A 20,473-nucleotide genomic window follows, 5' to 3' on the forward strand; every position below is an offset into this window, starting at 1 on the left:
TCTCTACCGTCCTTCCAAGATGGCAACGACACCCTGGCCGCCAGCAGCACAAACGGAGATCAGGCCGCGTGCCGGGCGTCCGTCAACAGGACCGTGTTCGTGGAGCATCTTGGCCAGCGAGGCAACGAGGCGTCCGCCCGTGGCAGCGAAGGGGTGCCCGGCTGCCAGCGATGAACCGTTGACATTGAGCTTGGCGCGGTCGATGGAACCAAAGGCACCATCCAAGCCGAGGCGGGTCTTGCCGAACTCTTCGTCTTCCCACGCCGCGAGGGTACTGAGTACTGTTCCGGCAAAGGCTTCGTGGATTTCAAAGTAGTCAATGTCCGCCAATGTCAGGCCATTGCGGGCCAGCAAGCGCGGGACGGCAAAGGCAGGTGCCATGAGGAGACCGTCTTTACCGTGAACAAAATCAACGGCAGCAGCTTCGCCATCAAGCACGTCGGCCAGAAAGGGAAGGTCTCGGGCAGCAGCCCATTCTTCGGAGGCCAACAGCACGGTCGAGGCGCCATCGGTCAGCGGCGTGGAGTTGCCGGCTGTCATGGTGGCGGCATCTCCGAGGGATTTGCCGAAGGCTGGCTTGAGCTTGGCGAGCTTCTCCAAACTGCTGTCAGCACGCAGGTTCGAGTCCCGGTTCAATCCGCGGAACGGGGTGATGAGGTCATCGAAGAAGTTGCGATCGTAGGCAGCGGCGAGGTTCTTATGGCTGGCCAGGGCCAGTTCGTCTTGGGCCTGACGGGTGATATTCCACTGGGCCGTTGTCAGCGCCTGGTGCTCACCCATGGATAGGCCCGTGCGTGGCTCGCCGGTGGAGGGCGCATCCGGGGAAAGGTCCTTGGGCCGGATGCGGCTGATGATCTTTACCTTCTGCCCCATGGTCTTGGCTCGGTTCAGATCGAGCAGGATGGCACGCAACCCTTCGCTGACAGCAATGGGCGCATCCGAGGCGGAATCGACGCCACCGGCAATTGCGGAGTCAATTTGGCCCAGCTTGATCTTGTTGGAGAGTCCAATGACCGCTTCCATGCCTGTTGCACAAGCCTGCTGGAGATCGTAGGCCGGTGTGGTTGCCGAAAGTGCCGAGCCAAGGACTGCTTCGCGGGTGAGGTTGAAATCGCGGGAGTGCTTCAGGACCGCACCTGCTGCAACTTCACCGATCTCTTCATCGGCCAGACCGAACCGTGCAACAAGTCCGTCTAGAGCGGCTGTCAACATGTCCTGGTTAGAGGAGTGTGCATAGGCACCACCGGAGCGTGCAAAGGGGATGCGGTTTCCGCCAACAACAACTGCCTTGCGAGGGGCGGCCGGTGAGCTGGCTGAAGTCTTGCCTCTCGATGCAGTGCCGCCTGCCGGCTGGTTACTGGATGCTGCTGCGTTTGGGATTGTCATGAAGCTCTCTCCTTCGGGAACACCGATTGTTACTGATACCCAGCGTACCTGATACGCTGAGTATCGTGAACTCGTTACAGCAAGGGCCGGCCGTGTCCGCCCGCTCTTCAGTGCCCAGCGCAGACAAGGCCACGGTGGCATCTCTCGACGGACGCTCGGTGAGATGGGATACCCACCGTGAGGAACGCCGTCGTGCCTTGATAAAAGCAACCCGCAGAGCCATCCATCGGCTGGGTCCCGACGCCTCTATGGAGGACATCGCCGTCACGGCCGGAACATCAAAATCGGTGTTCTACCGCTATTTCGGGGACAAATCAGGGTTGCGGAATGCCGTGGGAACGGTAGTGATCCGGCAAATGCAGGACACCATTGCTGCGGCCCGGCACGGCGCCACAGATCCCCTCGAAGGCGTCACCGCAATGATTTCGGCGTACCTGCAGATGGCGCAGACATCCCCCAACGTCTACTTTTTTGTCACGGTGCCAGAAGATGGCGAATCCCGCCAGTCAGGTGAGCTGAGCGGATTCTTCGACAGCATTACCGCCATGATCACCGATCCATTGCGGCACCTGCTGGGCGATCCAACATCACCCTTGCTGGGTTACTGGCCCAAGGCGGCAATCGGCATGGTTCGAACAGCCGGAGAGCTGTGGCTGCGAAGCCCCGGAGAACCAGGCAAACCAGATTTCAACACCATGGCTGGACAGATCTCTGCCTGGCTATTCAACGGCGTGGGACAGTTTGCCTCCCCCGCCACCCCTGACCATTCAGCAACTGCAGCAGAAGGAAAATCATGACTGACACAATGAGCCCGCTGTCTCCGACAACCAGCCAGAACGATGTCACAGTAGACGTCGCAGAGCTAGGTGAAGTTCTCCTGGGCCGATGGGCTGATGTCCGATTGAAGGCCCGCGCGCTGGCCGGACTGCCCGAGCTACACAAAACTGAGGGCCTGAGCCACACCGAGCACCGGAAGCGGGTGTTCGAACAGTTGGGCATTCTCGTAGAGAAGGAAGGTGTTCACCGCGCCTTTCCCACCCGGCTTGGTGGCAGTGACGATCACGGCGGCAACGTTGCCGGCTTCGAGGAACTGGTCCTTGCTGATCCATCTCTGCAGATCAAGGGCGGCGTGCAGTGGGGCCTGTTCGGTTCCGCCGTGCTGCACTTGGGAAACCAGGAACATCAGGACAAGTGGCTCCCGGGCATCATGAACCTGGAGATCCCGGGCTCTTTTGCCATGACGGAGATTGGCCACGGCTCCGACGTTGCGTCCATCGCCACCACGGCTACCTATGACGCGCAGTCGCAGGAATTTATCATCAACACCCCGTTCCAGGCAGCCTGGAAGGAATACATCGGCAACGCAGCCGTAGATGGGCTTGCCGCAGTGGTGTTTGCCCAGCTCATCACCAGAGGCGTCAACCACGGTGTCCACGCTTTTTACGTGGACCTGCGTGATCCTGAGACGAAGGAATTCTTGCCCGGTATTCAGGGTCTGGATGACAACATCAAGGGTGGACTCAACGGCATTGACAACGGCCGCCTAGCTTTTGATCACGTTCGGATCCCCCGGACCAACCTGCTCAACCGCTATGGTGATGTGGCGGTCGACGGCAGCTACAGTTCACCGATCGCCAGTCCCGGCCGCCGATTCTTCACCATGCTTGGCACCCTGGTTCAGGGCCGCGTTTCTCTGGATGGCGCAGCCGTGGCAGCGTCCAAAGTTGCCCTGAAGATCGCGATTCAGTACGCCACCGAACGCCGACAGTTCAACGCCGCCTCGGACACCGAGGAAGTGGTGCTCCTGGATTACCAGCGCCACCAGCGCAGACTCCTACCTCTCTTGGCAACCACTTACGCGGCCGCTTTTGCACATGAGGAATTGCTGGTGAAGTTCGACGACGTTTTCTCCGGACGGCACGACACCGACGAAGACCGGCAGGACCTAGAAACCCTTGCCGCCGCCTTGAAGTCTCTGAGCACTTGGCACGCGCTGGAGACTTTGCAGGAATGCCGCGAAGCGTGTGGCGGTGCCGGGTTCATGGTGGAAAACCGCTTCACCTCATTGCGTGCAGATCTTGACGTCTACGCAACCTTTGAAGGCGATAACACCGTTCTCTTACAGTTGGTCGCCAAACGTCTACTGGCTGATTACAGCAAGGAGTTCCGGAACCTAGACTTTGGTGTCCTGGCCCGTTTCGTCGCCGATCAGGCAGCCGATCTAACCATCAACAAGACTGGCCTGCGCCAGGTTGCCCAGTTTGTAGCAGACACGGGTTCGGCCCAGAAGTCGGCCAAGGCACTCAAGGATGAAGACACACAGCGGGCCATGTTGTCCGATCGGGTCCAGGCCATGGTTGCTGACGTTGCCGGCGCTCTCAAGGAAGCCGCGAAGCTTCCCAAGGCGAAGGGTGCAGAGGTTTTCAACAACAATCAGCATGATCTCATTGAGGCCGCACGCGCCCACGCAGAGTTGTTGCAGTGGGAAGCGTTCACCACCGCACTTGGCCGTATTACCGATCCTGGTACCAAGCGCGTCATGACCCGCCTTCGCGATCTTTTTGGCCTGAGCCTGATCGAAAAGCACCTCTCCTGGTACTTGATGAATGGCCGTATTTCCATGATGCGCGCCCGCACCCTGTCCCCCTACATCAACCGCATACTCAGCAAATTGCGTCCCCACGCGCTCGATTTGGTGGATGCCTTTGGCTACGGACCCGAACACCTGCGGGCCACCATTGCCACGGGCATTGAGCGTGAGCGCCAGGACGAAGCTCGCGACTACTTCCGCAAGCTCCGCGCCAGCTCCGATGGTCCTATCGATGAAAAGGTCCTAATCCAGCAGGCAAAGGCCGCTTCCAAGAAGTAACCTTCACCGATGCATGGCCGACGGCGGCACCCACCTTGGGTGCCGCCGTCGTTCCTTTGTGCGGTGGTTTTGCCTGGGTTAGCAGCCGATGCCGTTGGGGTTGACGATGCAGTCGTCGGCGTAGAGGTGGGTTTCGGCGCGCCAGACGGTCAGTGGTTGGGCTGGTGAGGGGATGTTGCCTTGGCCGGGGATGGGTAGTTCGGGGCCGCCGTTGACGGTGTAGGTGCCGTCGAAGTGGGTGGTGACGCTGATGGTGAGGCGGCCGGTTTCGGTGTAGATGTGGCTGGTTTGGGTTTGTTCGCCGATCCGGTCTTGGTGCAGGGGTGCGCCGTGAATGGGTGTTGGTCCCCAGATGGTGCCGTCGCCGTAGTTCCAGGTGTAGGCGACTGGGGTGGCGGTGATGGTGACGTTTTGGCCGAGCATGGTGAGGTTGAAGGTTTGGGTGGTGGCTGTGGCCCAGACGTTGGTTTCTTTGCCGCGGAGGGTGTGAGGGCCGGGTTGGCTGCCGAATTCGGCCGCTACTACTGGGGTGCGCTGGAACTCGGTAGCTATTTGCCCGGCGATCTCAGCGAGGAGGTCCCTGGGTTGCTCGTCATGGATGCAGGTCGGGCCGGAGAAATAATGCCAGATTAATGGGGAAACTGATTTGTCAGCCCGATACCAGTAGATTGCTGTTCCAGCTTCCCCCTGCGGCTCATTGCTGCCCGTCGAGCAGGAGGGCATAATCGTGGAGCACGCAGGAAAGATCGTCATGTCACCATCGGTGCAGGCAAGTCGTGCTTCATAGACAAAGTCATCGGAAGCGCCGATGGACGGCGATTTTCCTAAGTCACCTTCCGACCCCGGAATCGGTAGCCATCCCTCTGTGTCCACTTCATCGCCGTTCCATGCTGCGTCATTGTTTCCTGCTTCATCGGCTTGGGTGGGCGCAGGTGCCAGTGAGGCAACCACGAGAAGCGGGATAAGAAGAATTCTCAGAGCAGAGGGACCTGTCTTCATGACGATTTGGATCCGTTGACGTGTTCGACAGTCTTGGCAATCCAATGACCGTCTTGATAGACCCCAACTAAGATGTCTTTCTCAGCGATTTTGACACCAAAGTCTGTCGAGATAGTACCGTCGGCTTTGAAGTACTTCACATGCTCTTGGCGCGCCATGGTTGTTGCCTGGTAGGTACCGTCTGCCATTTGGTTAAATGTTGAACGAGGGGGATCGATGGCCATGGTTCCGCCCATGATCCATTTGCCGTCCTTATGGCCACTAATGACGGCTTTCCTCATGACCTCGCATGTTTTGCAGTTGGGATCGCTGATGGCCATCATGGGCTCAGGATCGCCGGTTTCAAAGGCATAGCCAAGGGTTGAGTACCAGTATTCAGCGAAGGCGATGAGACCTTCTTTGCTGAACTCTTTGGCTTTCTCCGGTAATGCCGGAACCGGGACGTTCTCGGCTGGTCCCTGATCCGTCGCTGGCTTGTAAACAGCAGGAGATGGAGTCGGAGATGCCGTTGTTGGAGGCACAGCAGGCCCTGAAGATTCGATGCTGGTGGTCGGAGCTGAGCTCGTCGGAGTTGTTGGATCAACCGGCGATGAGGACGAACAGCCGGCCAGAACTAGGGAACCGACCGCTAGTAGCACTAGGGCGAATTGTCTACTTCCTCGATGTTCAACTACGGTGCGGCGCATGGCCTGTCCCCACATCTGCTGAACAGCAACGGCTTCCTCGTTGAAGTCGCGGCTGCTGGCTTCATTCCAAAATACAGCCAAGCAGCAGTACGCGCCACTACGTTATCCACAGGAGGGTGGGATCCACAGGGGTTAGGCGCGTGCCAAGAGTCAGTGTCCCTTGAACGCCTCCGCCAGCCACCATGAGCCCGAGTCATTGGCGATTTTTGCATCGATAACCAAAGGTCTGCTCGGATTGGAAGCGAGCCAATCCCCTACCGCGTCCAGATCCGCAAGCGTGCGAACCGTGATGCCATCCGCACCAAACCCACGGCCAATGGCTGCAAAGTCAGTTTCTGGGAACTCGACTGAACGCATGTCTGCAGCAGGATCGTCAAGGCCAAAGTGGTGCACTTCGGCTCCATAAGCGGCGTCGTTGTAGACAATGCAGAGCAGTGGCATTTTCAGCCGCACCGCGGTGTCCAGCTCGGCGATCGCCATGTGGAAACCGCCGTCGCCAGTTCCTAGCACTGGCATTCGTCCCGGCTGCGCCAGTCCCGCCCCAATCGCGGTGGCCAATCCCAGACCGATCGATTGAAAAGCTTGGGTAAAGCAGAAACCATATTCGTCCGGCACGTTCAGAAACTGGCTCGGATAGCCCATGAAGTTGCCCGAATCCACGCTCACAATGCGCTCGGATGGCAGCATCTTATCCAGCGCCTTGGTCAAGGTGCGGGGATCGATGAGCTGGCCGTCTGAAAGGTCATCGAACTCCACTTGCTGCCAGTGGATTGAGGATCCAATACGAGCCGCAACAGCCGGACCGCGGTAGCCTTCACGTACCTCAACGCCGGTAGTTAGTAAGGTCTCGAGAGTGTCCGCAGCAACCTGAGCCGAATCGCCCACCACGCCCAGATCGATGGGCCGGTTGGCACCAAGCGCCTGTTCTTCGAGGTCAACCTGGACCACTTTGGTGTCAGCCCCGATCAGGTGACCGTGACGCATGGTCCACATGTTCAGGGCACAGCCGAAGCCGACGATGAGATCGGCATCAGCTATCAACTCAGCCGCCAGCGGGGACGAGAATCCGCCCGAGATCCCCAGATTGAACTTCTCCCCATTGAACAAACCCTTGGCTACCGCGGAGGTCGCCACCAGGGCACCGGCATGAGCTGCGAGGGCGAGAATTTCGTTCCGCGCGCCGCGACCCCCGCGCCCGGCGACGAACACCGGGCGCCGGGCATCGGCCACTAATCGGGCCAAAGCCTGGACAGCAGCACGCGAAGGCCGGATGGGCTCAACCGGAACCACGCCAGGTACAGTGGCGGCTTCTGTGGGAGCCTCTTGGGCCTGCACGTTCAGCGGCAGGTTCAGCACAACAGTGCGCCGGTCATTCACAGCGCGGCGGTAGGCCCGGACGGTGTCCGCCACTGCGCTGGCAGCAGAGTGCACGCGTTCTGGCACAGCATAAACAGATGCTGCAAGTGCATCTTGGTCCATGGCGAAGTTTGAGTACACTGCACTGGGAGCAGCCTCAGCGGCAAGAACGATCATGGGAGTGCGGGACTTGGCGGCCTCACCAATGCCGGTTGCAGCGTTGGTTAGACCGCACCCTTGATGCACGGAGACCAAGGAAACCTTGCCGCTGGTTCGCGAATAGGCGTCAGCCATGGTGGCTGCGCCTCCCTCATGCCGCGCCGCAGTAAACGGGACGCCGTGCTCCATGAGCGCATTGGTAATGGTGAAGTTCCCCGAACCCACCACACCAAAGCAGTGGCCAACGCCCAGCTCAGCCAAGGTTTTTCCGACTAGTTGTGCAATATTCATGACTGCTTCCTTAGCTGCGTAGTGGCCTCGACGCTAGAGCAGCACAATTACTGCGCCGGGATCAGTGCCAGCACGCGGGTGGGCGCTCCTGTCCCACCAACAATAGGCAGTGGAGCCACCACAATCATGGCCCCGTGCGCCGGCAGCTTGTCCAGGTTCTTCAGTGAGGTGATCCCGTACTTGTCAGCGCCCATGAGGAAGTAGTGCATGGGGAATGGCGGGTTGAGCGCGGCTGCTTCACCGGCGTCGATCCCCACGGTTTCCACGCCGATTCCGGAAATCTCCGGCTGTTGGGCAATCCACTGCGCGCACTCTGCCGTAAATCCGGGGGTGTGCGATCCGGTCTCATCCAAGTTCAGGAACGCTTCCTGGCTGTGATCATACTGGTCCCATCCGGTGCGGAACAGCAGCCACGAATTGGCCGGGAAGGCACCATTTTTTTGCTGCCACGCAAGCAGATGTTCGACGTCGATGAGAAAGTCGGGGTTCTCAGCGGACTCTGCGCTGAAGTCGAGTACTACGGCGGGACCCACCAGGCGGGCCGGGTCCAGTTGCGAAACGTCCTTGCCGTCGCGGCCGGAGATCCAGTGGATCGGCGCGTCGATATGGGTGCCGATGTGCTCACCGGTGTGGATGTTGTGGTGCTTCCAAAAGGGACCGGGCTCGTTGTACTCGGAGACAGCCTCAATGCTGAAGTCGATCAGGTTGGCGAACGGCTCGGGCAGCACCAGGGTAGGAGTGTCGGCCGAAAGCGGCGCGGTCAGGTCGCAAACCTCGACGGCTCCGGTGGCCAGTGAGGACAGCACTGCAGTGAGAGGACTCAAGGAATCTCCATAAGTGAGGACGGAACGCACCGTCAGGGCAATGATTTGTTAATCATCTGACGGTATTTTGGTGCGAATAGACAGCCCTGCTCACATGGCGGATTCCTGCGGGTCACACTTGCTCATAAATCCAACGCCCCGTAGCATAACTCCCTGATACTACTTAACCGTCTACCAGCCCGAGGTGATGGCCACTGTAGCCCGCACCTGCAACACCAACGCTGGCAGCCAGGGCCGAAACGGCGGCATGCTCGTCGGCCGAGAGCACTACGGCTGTTGAACCAACACTTTCCTTGATCAGTGAGGTATGACCGGTCCGGGAATGGGTACGATCCAGGGTTGCTGCGCAAGAAACCACGCGAGGGCAATCTGGCCAGAACTAGCACCCTTTGTCTCAGCAATTGCAGTGACCTGGTCAAGAAGTCCCTGATTCGCTGGCCGATTCTGTTCGCTGAACTTCGAAATGGTGGTTCGCATATCTCCGCTCGCGTACTGAATCCGTTGAGCCACGGCCCCGGTCAGGAAACCTTTACCGAGCGGACTAACCTCGAACGTTCATGAGGCGCGGTATCTGCTGGTTCAAGACTGATCGTCAGCCTGATGGGTCCTATTCTGGCATTTGGGTGTGACTGCGAGTGTGCATTATGGGTGTCCTTTCACTCATCCTAAAGTCACGTTAAGAAGGAAAGGGCCCTGTCAATATGACCGGACCCCTCCCTCTCGACAATTGCCAACTCTTGAGAGTCTTTACGCCTGTGGGAGCACGCTCTTGTAGACCTCGAGGGTCTGCTCGACAATCGATTCCCACGAGAAGTGGTCTCGGGCGCGCTGGCGGCCCTTCTCTCCCATGGCCCGTGCTCGGGCGGGATCGTTGACAACTTCAATCATCGCAGCGGCAAAGTCCGCTACGAACTTCTCCGGATCCAAGGGCGTTCCAGTACCGTCGGAGACCTGCTCAAGAGGAACCAACAACCCCGTTTCGCCGTGAGCCACCACCTCCGGGATTCCACCGGTGGCACTGGCAACCACGGCAGCACCGCACGCCATGGCTTCCAAATTCACAATGCCCAACGGCTCATAAATGGACGGGCAAGCAAACACCGTGGCATGACTGAGCACCTGCATCAGTTCAGCGCGAGGCAACATGCGCTCGATGACGATGACGCCGTCGCGCTGGGCTTTCAAGCCTTCAATGAGCTCATTGACCTCGGCACCAAGCGCAGGAGTATCGGCAGCACCGGCACACAACACCAACTGCACCTCGGGAGGCAGTGCCGCGGCCGCCTTCAAAAGGTAGGGGACACCCTTCTGACGCGTAACACGCCCAACCCACACCACGCTGGGACGGTCCGGATCAATACCAAGTGAACGGACGACGTCGTCCTTCTCATCCCGCTGCCACGCATCGACGTCAATGCCGTTGTGAATGACCTTCACCTTCGCCGGATCTACATCGGGGTAGCTGCGCAAAATGTCCTGACGCATGCCATCCGAGACAGCAATAATCGCAGCGGCAGCTTCATATGCAGTCTTTTCCACCCACGAAGAAACGGCGTAACCGCCACCCAACTGCTCAGCTTTCCAGGGGCGCAGCGGCTCAAGGCTGTGGGCGCTGAGCACGTGCGGGATGCCATGGAGCAGCGAGGCAATATGGCCGGCCATGTTCGCATACCAGGTGTGTGAATGGACCAGATCTGATCCTGCAATGGCCGAAACCACCTGCAAATCAACACCCAAAGTCTGCACCGCTGCATTTGCATCCGAAAGTTCCGGAAGATTTTCATAAGAGGTCACATTTGCCCCATGAAAATCCTTCTCCCTTTTCTTTCCGAAGGCATGCACATGCAAATCTGCTTTGGCTGCCAAGACACGGCTGAGCTCGGCCACATGCACGCCGGCTCCACCATAAATCTCGGGCGGAAACTCTTTTGTCACAATGTCTATACGCACCCTATCAAGGTAGTCTGTCTGGACACATTTGTTCTAGTGTGAAGTTGTTGTGACTCATAGATAAGACACAGCACGGTGCACCATTCAAGCTGTCGGAGGTTGGGATCATGTCAGTAAAGAAAGTTCTGGCGATCGTGTTAGCAGGCGGTGAGGGCAAGCGATTGATGCCCTTGACAGCAGACCGCGCAAAACCGGCCGTTCCATTCGCAGGATTCCGGTTGGTTGATTTCGCATTGTCCAACTTGGCAAATTCGGGTTATTTCAAAATCGTCGTGTTGACGCAATACAAATCCCATAGTTTGGACCGTCATATTTCAGAAACGTGGCGCATGTCCACACAATTGGGTAACTACGTTGCCTCGGTTCCGGCACAACAGCGCCGCGGCAAGAGCTGGTTTTTGGGTAGCGCCAATGCCATCTATCAATCCATGAACCTGATCGTCGATGCTGAACCGGACATTGTTGTTGTGGTTGGCGCTGATCACGTTTATCGCATGGACTTCGAACAGATGGTCCAAAGCCATATTGCCTCCGGTGCACGCGCCACAGTTGCCGCCGTGCGTCAGCCCTTGGAAATGGCCGATCAGTTTGGTGTCATCGAGATTGATGAAGCCAAGATCGACGGAGCGATCGGCGCCCACAAAATTTCCGCCTTCGTGGAGAAACCAGAATCGACGCCTGGACTTCCTGATGCTCCGGACCAGTTCTTGGCTTCCATGGGCAACTACGTCTTTGATGCCGATGCACTCGTTGAGGCTCTGGAGCATGATGCCGTCCAGGAACACACCAAGAATGACATGGGCGGGGACATCATCCCTTACTTTGTCCGTCGCGATGAGGCGTTTGTCTACGACTTCTCCACGAACGACATCCCGGACGCCACCGATCGGGACCGGAACTACTGGCGCGATGTAGGGACCATTGATTCGTACTACGACGCTCACATGGACCTGATCTCGCCTATGCCGATCTTCAACTTGTACAACAGGGCTTGGCCCATCTTCACCCGCAACACCACCTCGCCGCCGGCAAAGTTTGTCCGTGGGGAGCAGAACTCGGTGGGAACCGCGCTCGATTCGATCGTGGCTCCCGGTGTAGTGGTCTCCGGCGGTGTTGTGGAAAACTCCGTCTTATCCAACGATGTGTACGTCGCTGTCGGGGCACGTGTTCAAGAATCCGTCCTCATGGACAAGGTCATCGTCGGTGCCGGTGCTGTGGTGCGCAGAGCGATTATTGACAAGAATGTCAAGATCCCCGCGGGCGCCACGATTGGTGTGGATCCGGAACTCGACAGGGCTCGCGGCTTCACCATCACCGAATCCGGACTGACCGTTTTGAGTAAGGGGCAGATTGTTTCACCCCCGGATGCTCGGGAAAAGAAGCTTGCCTTGGCAGCCGCTGCAGAGCTTCCCGAAGCGCTGGAGTTGGCCATGGGTCGAGGCCAGCTGGCTCAGGAAACCCTTGACAAGGTGGTGAAGAACCAGATCGCAGCTATCAGCGCGGTACCCGATGGGTCAGCGTCTGACGGCGAAGAGGCTAACATTGTGGGGTGAGCGCCCCCGATTTAACCCCTGAAGAAATCCAAAATTGTCTAAAAGTTTTGGAGAACATCCACGTCTACGACGAAGAACATCCTGACTATATTTCGGTTCGCCGAGCTACAGGCAAGATGTTCAAGGCCGTCAAACGGCACCGCCGAGTAGTCAAGCGTGACGCGATCAATGACGCCGATAAGGCTGTTATTGCGTTGACCGCGACGGCAGCTCCTGACCGGATCGACGATGAGACGCGGGGTAACAAACTCAAACCGTCAGCGACGGGTGAGACGGCGGGGACGCTGCTGCGTTCCCGCCCGTGTTACATCTGCAAGCAGCACTACACACTCGTGGATGCTTTCTACCACCAGCTATGCCCGGACTGTGCCGCGTTCAACCATTCCAAGCGCGACGCACGGACCGATCTGAGTGGCAAGCGCGCCCTGCTAACAGGTGGCCGCGCGAAAATTGGCATGTACATTGCCTTGCGGCTGCTGCGAGACGGCGCGCACACCACCATCACCACCCGTTTCCCCAAGGACGCGGCCAGGCGCTTTGCCGCCATGGAAGATAGCGGTGAATGGCTTCACCGGCTGCGCGTAGTGGGTATTGACCTGCGCGATCCAACTCAGGTGGTGGCCCTGACCGATTCCCTCAACGAGGCCGGGTCCCTGGATATCATCATCAACAATGCTGCGCAGACGGTGCGCCGCTCAGGCAACGCCTACAAGCCTTTGGTGGACGCCGAGTTGGAAGAGCTCCCCACGGACACCCCCATGCCGGAGTTGGTCACTTTTGGTCACGCCCATGACAAGCATCCGCTGGCTTTGGCCACGCAGATGATGGAGCACCCACAGCTGGCAGGCGATGAGATCGCCTCACTGGCCCTCTCCATGGGATCGGCCTCGCTAGAACGCATTGAAGCCGGCACCGCCATCGACGCAGGCGGTCTGGTTCCCGATGTCGCCGCGATCAACAGCTGGACCCAGGTGGTTGATCAGGTTGATCCGCTGGAGATGCTCGAGGTCCAGCTCTGCAATGTTACGGCACCGTTCCTGCTCGTATCCCGGCTCCGCCCGGCCATGCAGGCATCCAGCGCCAACCGCAAGTACATTGTCAATGTCTCCGCCATGGAGGGCCAGTTCTCCCGCGCCTATAAGGGACCCGGCCATCCCCATACCAACATGGCTAAGGCCGCTCTGAACATGCTCACGCGCACTAGTGCCCAGGAAATGCTCGATTCCGACGGCATTCTCATGACCGCCGTGGATACCGGTTGGATCACCGATGAACGCCCGCATTACACCAAGGTTCGCCTCGCCGAAGAGGGCTTCCATGCGCCCTTGGACTTGGTGGACGGCGCCGCCCGCGTCTACGATCCCATCGTCATGGGTGAATCCGGCGAAGACCAGTACGGTGTTTTCCTAAAGGATTACAAGCCCAGCCCGTGGTGAAGGACGACGCCGGCAGGCTGGCTTTTGCGGCATCCTTGCGGACATTAGGGCCAGGTTTGGCAGCCGCCTTCGCGGCGGTGGCCGTCTCCTTAGCGGTCCACGCCCTGGTGCCGATGCTGCCGGCGATGACTGTCGCCGTCGTACTTGGTATTGCCGCTGTCAACCTGCCCGGGACCTCGGCGTGGTGCCAAGGCCCGTGGCGGGCAGGGCTGAACTTTGCCGGCAAGCACCTGATGCGGGTGGGGATCGTTTTTCTGGGGCTCAAGCTCAGCTTGGGCGACATTATGGATCTGGGCTGGATCAGTGTTGCTCTTGTGGTGGCAGTGGTTTTGCTCAGTTTCGCTGGAACGTTTGTGCTGGGGAAGCTGTTCCGGCTCGGCGGCGACACTCCCCTGCTGATCGCCACCGGCTTTTCCATCTGCGGCGCCTCGGCGATTGGCGCCATGGCAGCTGTCAAGGGCACTAAGCACGAGGACACCGTGTTGCCCGTGGCGCTGGTGACCCTCTGCGGCACCCTTGCCATTGGTGTCCTGCCGCTGCTCATGCACCCGCTGGGGCTCACACCTCTGCAGTTCGGCCAGTGGGTGGGCGCGGGCGTTCATGATGTGGGGCAGGTGGTGGCCACGGCTCAAACCGCTGGAAGCGTTGCACTCAGTGCCGCCGTGGTCATTAAGTTGACCCGTGTAGTGCTGCTAGCGCCGATTGTGGGTGTTGCCGGGGCGATGGAACGGCGGCGGCACAAGAACGCAGCGGAGACGGGCACGTTTCCACCTGTCATCCCCCTCTTTGTGGTGGGCTTCTTGGCGCTGGCGGCCCTGCGCACCACGGGGTGGCTGCCGGAAGCTGGCATTGAGGCCGGCGCCTTGGCCCAGGACATAGCCCTTGGCGCAGCGCTCTTTGGCCTAGGTTCCAGTGTCCGGGTCCGCGATCTACTGGATACCGGGTTGCGGGCCACCGTCATGGCGCTGTGTTCTTGGGCGCTCATCGCACTACTGGCTTTCGGCGCCGTGCACCTGATGGCTGCCTGATCTGCATTAAGAGCCCGTGCGTGATTGAATCACAGGGTGTCTAATTTCAATCTCTCGCGCAACGATGCCGCCACCCGTAAATCCTTCCTCACCGTCCACAGCTACGACGTCGAGCTAGATCTCAGCGAGGCGCAAGACCTCTCAGTTCCTGGATTCGCCAGCCGAACCAGCATTTCTTTCGCAGCGGACCTCTCCGTGCCGGACTCGGCGCAGACCTTTCTGGACTTCATGGGACTCGGCGTGGAGTCGGTTCTGCTGAATGGAGCGCCGCTGGACGTTGCTGAGGTGGTGGATGATGCAAGGATTCACCTTCCGGGTCTCGCCGCCGAGAACGAGGTGGTGGTCACCGCAACCGCCGCCTACTCCACCAGCGGCGAGGGCCTGCACCGATTCGTGGATCCCGCCGACGGCCAGACCTACACCTACACCCAATACGAACCGGCCGACGCCCGCCGGGTCTTCGCCAACTTTGAGCAGCCAGACCTCAAGGCTCCCTTCACCTTCCACGTCACGGCACCGAGCGGCTGGGAAGTGGCTTCCAACCAGTCCGTAGTGAGCAAGGCGCCCACGGCGAAAGCTACAGTGGCCGCTCAGGCTGAGCTCCCCGACTCCGGCACCACCCGATGGGACTTCGCCCCCACGCTCCCCATCTCTACCTACATCACCACGGTGTTGGCCGGACCGTACTTCAAAGTCGAAGACCACTTCACCATGGCTTTCCCACCCGAGAGCACGCACGCAGGCACGAGCGTGGATATCCCCTTGGCCGCCTATTGCCGGGCATCCCTGGCGCCGCATTTTGATGCTGATGAGATCTTCAAGGTCACCAAGGCGGGATTGAAGTACTTCAACGAGCTCTTCGACTACCCGTACCCGTTCGGCAAGTACGATCAGGCGTTTGTGCCCGAATACAACCTTGGCGCCATGGAGAATCCGGGCCTGGTAACCTTCACCGAGGCCTACCTCCACGCCTCTCGTGCCACCGATTCCGCCTACCAGCAGCGCGCCAATACGATCATGCACGAGATGGCCCACATGTGGTTTGGCGACCTCGTAACGATGAGCTGGTGGGATGATCTGTGGCTGAAGGAATCCTTCGCCGATTTCATGGGCCATCTGGCCGTGGCCGAAGCCACCGAGTGGGGTCAGAAGTCCTGGATCATGTTCTCCAGCCGCCGCAAGGCATGGGCGTACACGCAGGACCAGCTTCCCACCACGCACCCGATCGTGGCTGACATCCCCGATTTGGAAGCTGCCAAGGCCAACTTTGACGGCATTACCTACGCCAAGGGCGCCTCCGCGCTCAAGCAGCTGGTGGCCTATGTTGGCCAGGACGCGTTCATCGCCGGCTCCCGGGAGTACTTCCGCAACCATGAATACTCCAACACCACCCTCAACGATCTGCTGGAACCGCTGAGCCACGCATCGGGCCGCGATCTCAACGAGTGGGCCAGCCAATGGCTGGGCACCTCCGGGATGTCCACGCTGATCCCTGATCTGGACACCGACAAGGGTGCCGTGACCTCCTTGACCATCAAGCAGACATCCCTGGATCCGGTCACCGGCAGCACGGCCCTCCGCCCGCACCGCTTGGGCATCAGCTTCTTCACGTACGACGCCGGAGCCTTGGTCAAGAGCCAATCGTTCACACTCGATGTGGTGGGCGCTGAGACGGTCGTGACCGACGCCGTGGGCTCCCCCGTTCCCGATCTAGTGCTCGTGAACGATCAGGATCTCAGCTACGCCAAGGTGCGCTTGGACCCCGGTTCGATGAGCACGGCACTGGCGAGCGTTGGCCGCATTGTTGATCCGCTGGCCCGCAGCCTGGTCTGGTCGACCCTGTGGAATGCGACGCGTGACGGCATGCTCCCGGCAACCGTGTATCTTCGCACCGTGGCGTCCCACGCCGGTGGCGAAGCTGACACGAGCTTGCTGCAGACTCTGGCTGACAACGCACTGCACGCAGTGAACCACTACTGCCCCGCCGCAGACCGGGCCCATGCCGCGGAACTGTTGCTGGCCGGCGTCGAACATCATCTGGGCCAGGCCACACCTGGCAGCGACGAACAGCTGATCTGGGTGCGCACCCTTGCGCTCCTGGGTAGGGGCAGCGACGCTGTGAACTCCCGGAGCCGGGAACTTCTCGCCGGAAGTGACGTGCCGGAAGGCCTGGAAGTGGATGGCAGCCTGCGCTGGCTCCTGTGGCAGCAGCTCGCTGCGCGTGGTGCAGCAACGATTGCCGAGCTCGATGCCGAGTTGGCCGCCGATACCACCGCTGAACACCGTGCCAACCACTGCACGGCCGTGGCAGCACTGCCCGAGGCCGCCTTGAAGCAACAGCGTTGGGCCGAAGCCGTGGAGCAGACTGCACTGAGCAACCAGCTGTTGAGCGCCACGATTGAAGGCTTCATGATGGGTAGCCAGGAATTGCTGGAGCCGTATGCAGAACGGTACTTTGAGGTCATTGAGTCGGTGTGGAACACTCGGAGTTTGGAAATCGCCGGTCGCATTGTCCGAGGACTGTTCCCGGCGCACCAGGATCTGGCTGGCGGGCTCACCCCGGAGCACCACCCGGTGGTCCACCGTACGGACCAGTGGTTAGCAGAGCACCCAAACGCTGCCAGGGGTCTTCGCCGGATCGTCCTCGAACAGCGTGATCACCTCCTGCGAGCATTGCGTGCGCAGGCAGGGAGGTAATCAAGACCATCGGAATAAGTTGTAGTTTCAACTAGTTGCTAAGGAGTATGGTCTCCCAACAAACCGCTGTCTCCCGCCGTCCACACCCCAAGCGCACCCTTTGGATCGTTCTTGCCTCAGCCTTGATCCTCCTTCTGGCAGCCGCCGGGATCTGGCGGGGCATGAATGCCACCTCCTCAGATACGCCCGCAGGGTCTAGCGCCACAGGAGCAACAGCCGCCGTCTTGCCGGACAGCACCCAGCTGGGCACGATCGAACTGCGCACTGCAGCACTGGCACCCATGCGTGACTTCTATGTGGACGCGGTGGGCCTCGAGGTGCTCGGAGAGTCCTCCGAGCGCCTCAGCCTAGGCAACAACGGCGTCGAACTGCTATCCGTCACACGCACTGACGGCCTTAGCGCAGATTCGCCCACCGAGGCCGGGCTCTACCATTCGGCAATCCTCTATCCCACCGCACAAGCACTTGCCCAGACGCTGTTGAACGTGGTCACCGAAGCTCCACAGAGTTATGCAGGCAGCGCGGACCACGCAGTGAGCCTGGCGTTCTACTTCTCTGATCCCGACGGGAATGGTCTGGAGCTCTATAGCGACACCCCAAGGGAGGAGTGGGTTTGGAAAGACGGACTTGTCCAGATGGGATCAGCAGTACTGGATCCCAACGCGTTCCTCAACGAGCATCTAGGCGCAGCCGCCACGGATGCAGCAGCAACGGTAGGGCACGTGCACCTGCGCGTGGGTGACCTGAAGCAGGCTCGCGCGTTCTACGCCGACACGCTCGGTTTCGCCGTCACTGCCGAAGCGAACGGGGCACTCTTCTACGCGGCCGGCGGATACCACCATCACCTTGCGACAAACACGTGGAGCAGCGCCGGCGCCAAGGCTAGGGGCGAGAGTTCGGGGCTGGGAAGCCTCGCTGTTCACGTGGGCGATGAAGCCGCGCTGCAGGACGTTGCACGGCGCCTCAGTGATGCTGGGCTGACTTTTATGCAGGAGTCTGGCCTCATCACTGTCGATGACCCCTGGGGCAATACGGTGCGGTTGCTCGCCTAAGGGTTCGGGCGCTGGAGGCGCGGGCCGGGTAGACCGGGGCTTTGGGGGCCGCGAAGCACCCAACGCCCCCACGTAAAGGCCATCCCCAAAAAGACGGCTAGCCAGGCAGCCGCGGCAGCCCAGGTGGCTACGTTGCCCACCCAGGCCACCAACGGCATCTGATTGACGGTGCCGAATCTGTAGGTGGCCACGGCAAACATGCCCAAAGGGAACACCACGGACCACAAGGAAGTGGAGTAGTTCAGCGGCTCGCGCCTAACTAGGTGGCGCCAGAAGCCGAAGGCCACCAGCAACGGCACCCACCACAACCCAAAGGCCCAGAGCAGATAGCTGATGCCACCCACCGTGGGACCAGCCATCTGGACAACCGGTACATCACCGGGCAGGTGCAAAATCATGGATCCGGCAAGGACGGTAATTGCCGTGGCACCCATGAAGATCCAATTGGTGGGCACAATACCGCCTTGGTTCTCGCCGCCTGTCAGCAGGCGCAACATCACGAGTGTTGTCAGGGTCAGGTACAGCATGATGCCAATACCCCACAGGGCCACTGCCGCGTCGCTGAGCAGACGAACTTGGCTGCCACCGGAAGCCAGCGACGCAGCGGCCATGGACAGCGATTGCGTAGACACCACCCACAAGAACCAGGTGCCGTCTACCGGGAGGAGCCGGGGGCTTCTGGTCTCACCAATCTCGGTACGCAGCATCATCGACAGTGGCACGCCATAGGCCAAAAAAAGCCACAGCGGAATGCTCATGGCGGCCATGATCCACGTGGCAGCGGGCGCTACAGGATGAAAGCCAATACCCACCACGTTGATGGCAGCCACCATGGTCAGGTAACCAAAACCCTTGTGGGGGTTACGGAAATCGGCCACAACGTGGTTGGTGTGGGCCAGCAGCCGGCCCAGCAAGCCCACCATCAGCACCAGTAAACCAGCAACGGCAATCCACAGCAGTGTCCATGATGCCCGTGACCAGCCAGCATCCAGCAGCGCCGCGGCCACAATGCCCGTGGCCATGACAAAAGCAAAAGAAGCCGGCGGCTGATTGGGCCAATTAGTCCTGATGCGTGAGGTGGCACGGGCGAAGTGGCTCATGGCACGCGGTGCAGCCATTCTTCGGTGCCGAACTTGCTCTCAACCCTGCGCTGCGCCTCGGCGAGTTCTGCTTCTGTGAGCGTCGCCGGATGAGCGTCGTAGCGGGCGGCAAAAGTTTCAGACATGCGCTCCAAAATCTCCTGCCGAGTCATACCGCTTTGGCGGCGCAGAGGATCCACGCGTTTCTTCGCCGAGCGAGTTCCCTTATCCGAGAGCTTTTCCTTGCCGATGCGCAGCACTTCCACCATTTTGTCGGCGTCGATATCGTAGCTCATAGTCACGTGGTGAAGCATGGCGCCATTGCTCAGGCGCTTTTGGGCTGCACCACCTATTTTTCCCTTGTCCGTGGCAATGTCGTTGAGTGGGATGTAAAACGCTTCAATGCCCATGGATTCCAGGGCGGCCAGCACCCACGCGTCAAGAAACTTGTAGGAGTCCTCGAAATTCAAGCCATCCACCAAGGTTTGAGGCAGATACAAGGAGTACGTGATGCAGTTACCGGCTTCCATGAACATGGCGCCGCCACCCGTGACACGGCGAACCACGTTGATGCCGTACTTTTCCACACCGGCTGGTTCGAGTTCATTGCGGACGGACTGGAAGCTGCCAATCACCACCGAGGGTTCATCCCAGTCCCAAAAACGGAGGGTGGGGTTACGGAGACCTGCACCCACCTCTTCTGTGAGCACCTCATCCAGCGCCACGTTCAGTGCCGTAGGCAGAACTACCGGAGCAATAATGTCCCAGGTGTGGTCGATCCAGCTCGTTGCCTTGGTCAGGGCGCGGCGGACCGTGATGGCCACGGCTTGCGCCGAGAAACCAAAGAGCACCGCATCGGCAGGCAGTGCCGCAGTAATGGCTTCCGCCAATGCATCGGCTGAAAGGCTTGCGGGTACACCGTTCAGAGCTGCATTAATGTCATCGAGGGCTTCGTCAGGTTCTAGGAAGAAGTCACCACTGACGTGGACATCGTGGAGCAGACCGTCCGTGACAGAGCAGTCAACGACCACTAATTTTCCGCCGTGGACCTTATATTCGCCGTGCAATTGGGAAGCCATGACTACATCTTCCCAAGTGCACCGCACCA

General features: G+C 59.7%; 17 protein-coding genes. 7 read left to right on the top strand and 10 right to left on the bottom strand.

From position 1 onward, the window contains the following. Positions 1-3: 3 nt before the first annotated feature. Entirely contained in the window at positions 4-1,386 is a 1,383-nt protein-coding gene (locus tag AB0O97_RS10390; protein WP_363882224.1) for an acetyl-CoA C-acetyltransferase, read from the bottom strand. Positions 1,387-1,451: 65 nt separating this feature from the next. Between AB0O97_RS10390 and AB0O97_RS10395 the strand changes: the two genes are divergently transcribed. Further along, positions 1,452-2,183: a TetR family transcriptional regulator gene (locus AB0O97_RS10395; RefSeq protein ID WP_363882226.1), complete on the top strand. Its 732-nt coding sequence runs from the start codon at positions 1,452-1,454 to the stop codon at positions 2,181-2,183. Beyond that, positions 2,180-4,255, top strand: coding sequence for an acyl-CoA dehydrogenase (locus AB0O97_RS10400; RefSeq protein WP_363882228.1), 2,076 nt, complete (start codon positions 2,180-2,182; stop codon positions 4,253-4,255). Before AB0O97_RS10395 ends, AB0O97_RS10400 begins: the two co-directional genes overlap by 4 nt. Before the next feature lie 78 nt (positions 4,256-4,333). Here the strand turns inward: AB0O97_RS10400 and AB0O97_RS10405 are convergent, their stop codons facing one another. From AB0O97_RS10405 to glgA, 7 genes are all read right to left on the bottom strand, one after another. Then, positions 4,334-5,254 carry a PKD domain-containing protein gene (locus tag AB0O97_RS10405; RefSeq protein WP_363882230.1) on the bottom strand — a complete coding sequence of 307 codons (921 nt, stop codon included), beginning with the start codon at positions 5,252-5,254 and terminating at the stop codon, positions 4,334-4,336. Continuing rightward, positions 5,251-6,021, bottom strand: a complete 771-nt coding sequence (locus tag AB0O97_RS10410) for a DUF6318 family protein (protein WP_363882232.1) — start codon at positions 6,019-6,021, stop codon at positions 5,251-5,253. Before AB0O97_RS10410 ends, AB0O97_RS10405 begins: the two co-directional genes overlap by 4 nt. 69 nt (positions 6,022-6,090) lie before the next feature. Further along, positions 6,091-7,746 carry a thiamine pyrophosphate-binding protein gene (locus tag AB0O97_RS10415; RefSeq protein ID WP_363882233.1) on the bottom strand — a complete coding sequence of 552 codons (1,656 nt, stop codon included), beginning with the start codon at positions 7,744-7,746 and terminating at the stop codon, positions 6,091-6,093. A 47-nt stretch (positions 7,747-7,793) separates the two neighbouring features. Next, the gene (locus AB0O97_RS10420; RefSeq protein WP_363840530.1) at positions 7,794-8,570 is read right to left on the bottom strand and encodes a cyclase family protein; all 777 of its coding nucleotides are present in this window, start codon (positions 8,568-8,570) and stop codon (positions 7,794-7,796) included. Between the two features lie 163 nt (positions 8,571-8,733). Further along, positions 8,734-8,928, bottom strand: coding sequence for a hypothetical protein (locus AB0O97_RS10425; RefSeq protein ID WP_363882308.1), 195 nt, complete (start codon positions 8,926-8,928; stop codon positions 8,734-8,736). Further along, positions 8,868-9,080 carry an aldo/keto reductase gene (locus AB0O97_RS10430; RefSeq protein WP_363882235.1) on the bottom strand — a complete coding sequence of 71 codons (213 nt, stop codon included), beginning with the start codon at positions 9,078-9,080 and terminating at the stop codon, positions 8,868-8,870. The genes AB0O97_RS10425 and AB0O97_RS10430 overlap by 61 nt, the downstream gene beginning before the upstream one ends. A gap of 237 nt (positions 9,081-9,317) precedes the next feature. Further along, on the bottom strand, positions 9,318-10,520 hold the full coding sequence (gene glgA, locus AB0O97_RS10435; RefSeq protein WP_363840524.1) for a glycogen synthase: 1,203 nt from the start codon (positions 10,518-10,520) through the stop codon (positions 9,318-9,320). A 107-nt stretch (positions 10,521-10,627) separates the two neighbouring features. Between glgA and glgC the strand changes: the two genes are divergently transcribed. The 5 genes from glgC to AB0O97_RS10460 are packed head-to-tail and all read left to right on the top strand — an operon-like array spanning position 10,628 to position 18,286. After that, positions 10,628-12,073, top strand: coding sequence for a glucose-1-phosphate adenylyltransferase (gene glgC, locus AB0O97_RS10440; protein WP_363840521.1), 1,446 nt, complete (start codon positions 10,628-10,630; stop codon positions 12,071-12,073). Then, complete coding sequence (locus AB0O97_RS10445; RefSeq protein ID WP_363882237.1) at positions 12,070-13,509, top strand: SDR family NAD(P)-dependent oxidoreductase; 1,440 nt, start codon at positions 12,070-12,072, stop codon at positions 13,507-13,509. Before glgC ends, AB0O97_RS10445 begins: the two co-directional genes overlap by 4 nt. Next, positions 13,503-14,537, top strand: a complete 1,035-nt coding sequence (locus tag AB0O97_RS10450) for a putative sulfate exporter family transporter (protein ID WP_363840515.1) — start codon at positions 13,503-13,505, stop codon at positions 14,535-14,537. The genes AB0O97_RS10445 and AB0O97_RS10450 overlap by 7 nt, the downstream gene beginning before the upstream one ends. A 36-nt stretch (positions 14,538-14,573) precedes the next feature. Beyond that, positions 14,574-17,234 carry an aminopeptidase N gene (gene pepN / locus AB0O97_RS10455; RefSeq protein WP_363882239.1) on the top strand — a complete coding sequence of 887 codons (2,661 nt, stop codon included), beginning with the start codon at positions 14,574-14,576 and terminating at the stop codon, positions 17,232-17,234. A gap of 47 nt (positions 17,235-17,281) precedes the next feature. After that, complete coding sequence (locus AB0O97_RS10460; protein ID WP_363882241.1) at positions 17,282-18,286, top strand: VOC family protein; 1,005 nt, start codon at positions 17,282-17,284, stop codon at positions 18,284-18,286. Here AB0O97_RS10460 and AB0O97_RS10465 read toward each other — a convergent pair. Then, entirely contained in the window at positions 18,283-19,404 is a 1,122-nt protein-coding gene (locus AB0O97_RS10465; RefSeq protein WP_363882243.1) for a tellurite resistance/C4-dicarboxylate transporter family protein, read from the bottom strand. The genes AB0O97_RS10460 and AB0O97_RS10465 overlap by 4 nt on opposite strands. Beyond that, positions 19,383-20,444: a biotin/lipoate A/B protein ligase family protein gene (locus tag AB0O97_RS10470; protein ID WP_363882245.1), complete on the bottom strand. Its 1,062-nt coding sequence runs from the start codon at positions 20,442-20,444 to the stop codon at positions 19,383-19,385. The genes AB0O97_RS10465 and AB0O97_RS10470 overlap by 22 nt, the downstream gene beginning before the upstream one ends. Between the last annotated feature and the right edge of the window lie 29 nt (positions 20,445-20,473).

The organism is Specibacter sp. NPDC078692, from assembly GCF_040686835.1.
GTDB lineage: Bacteria > Actinomycetota > Actinomycetes > Actinomycetales > Micrococcaceae > Specibacter.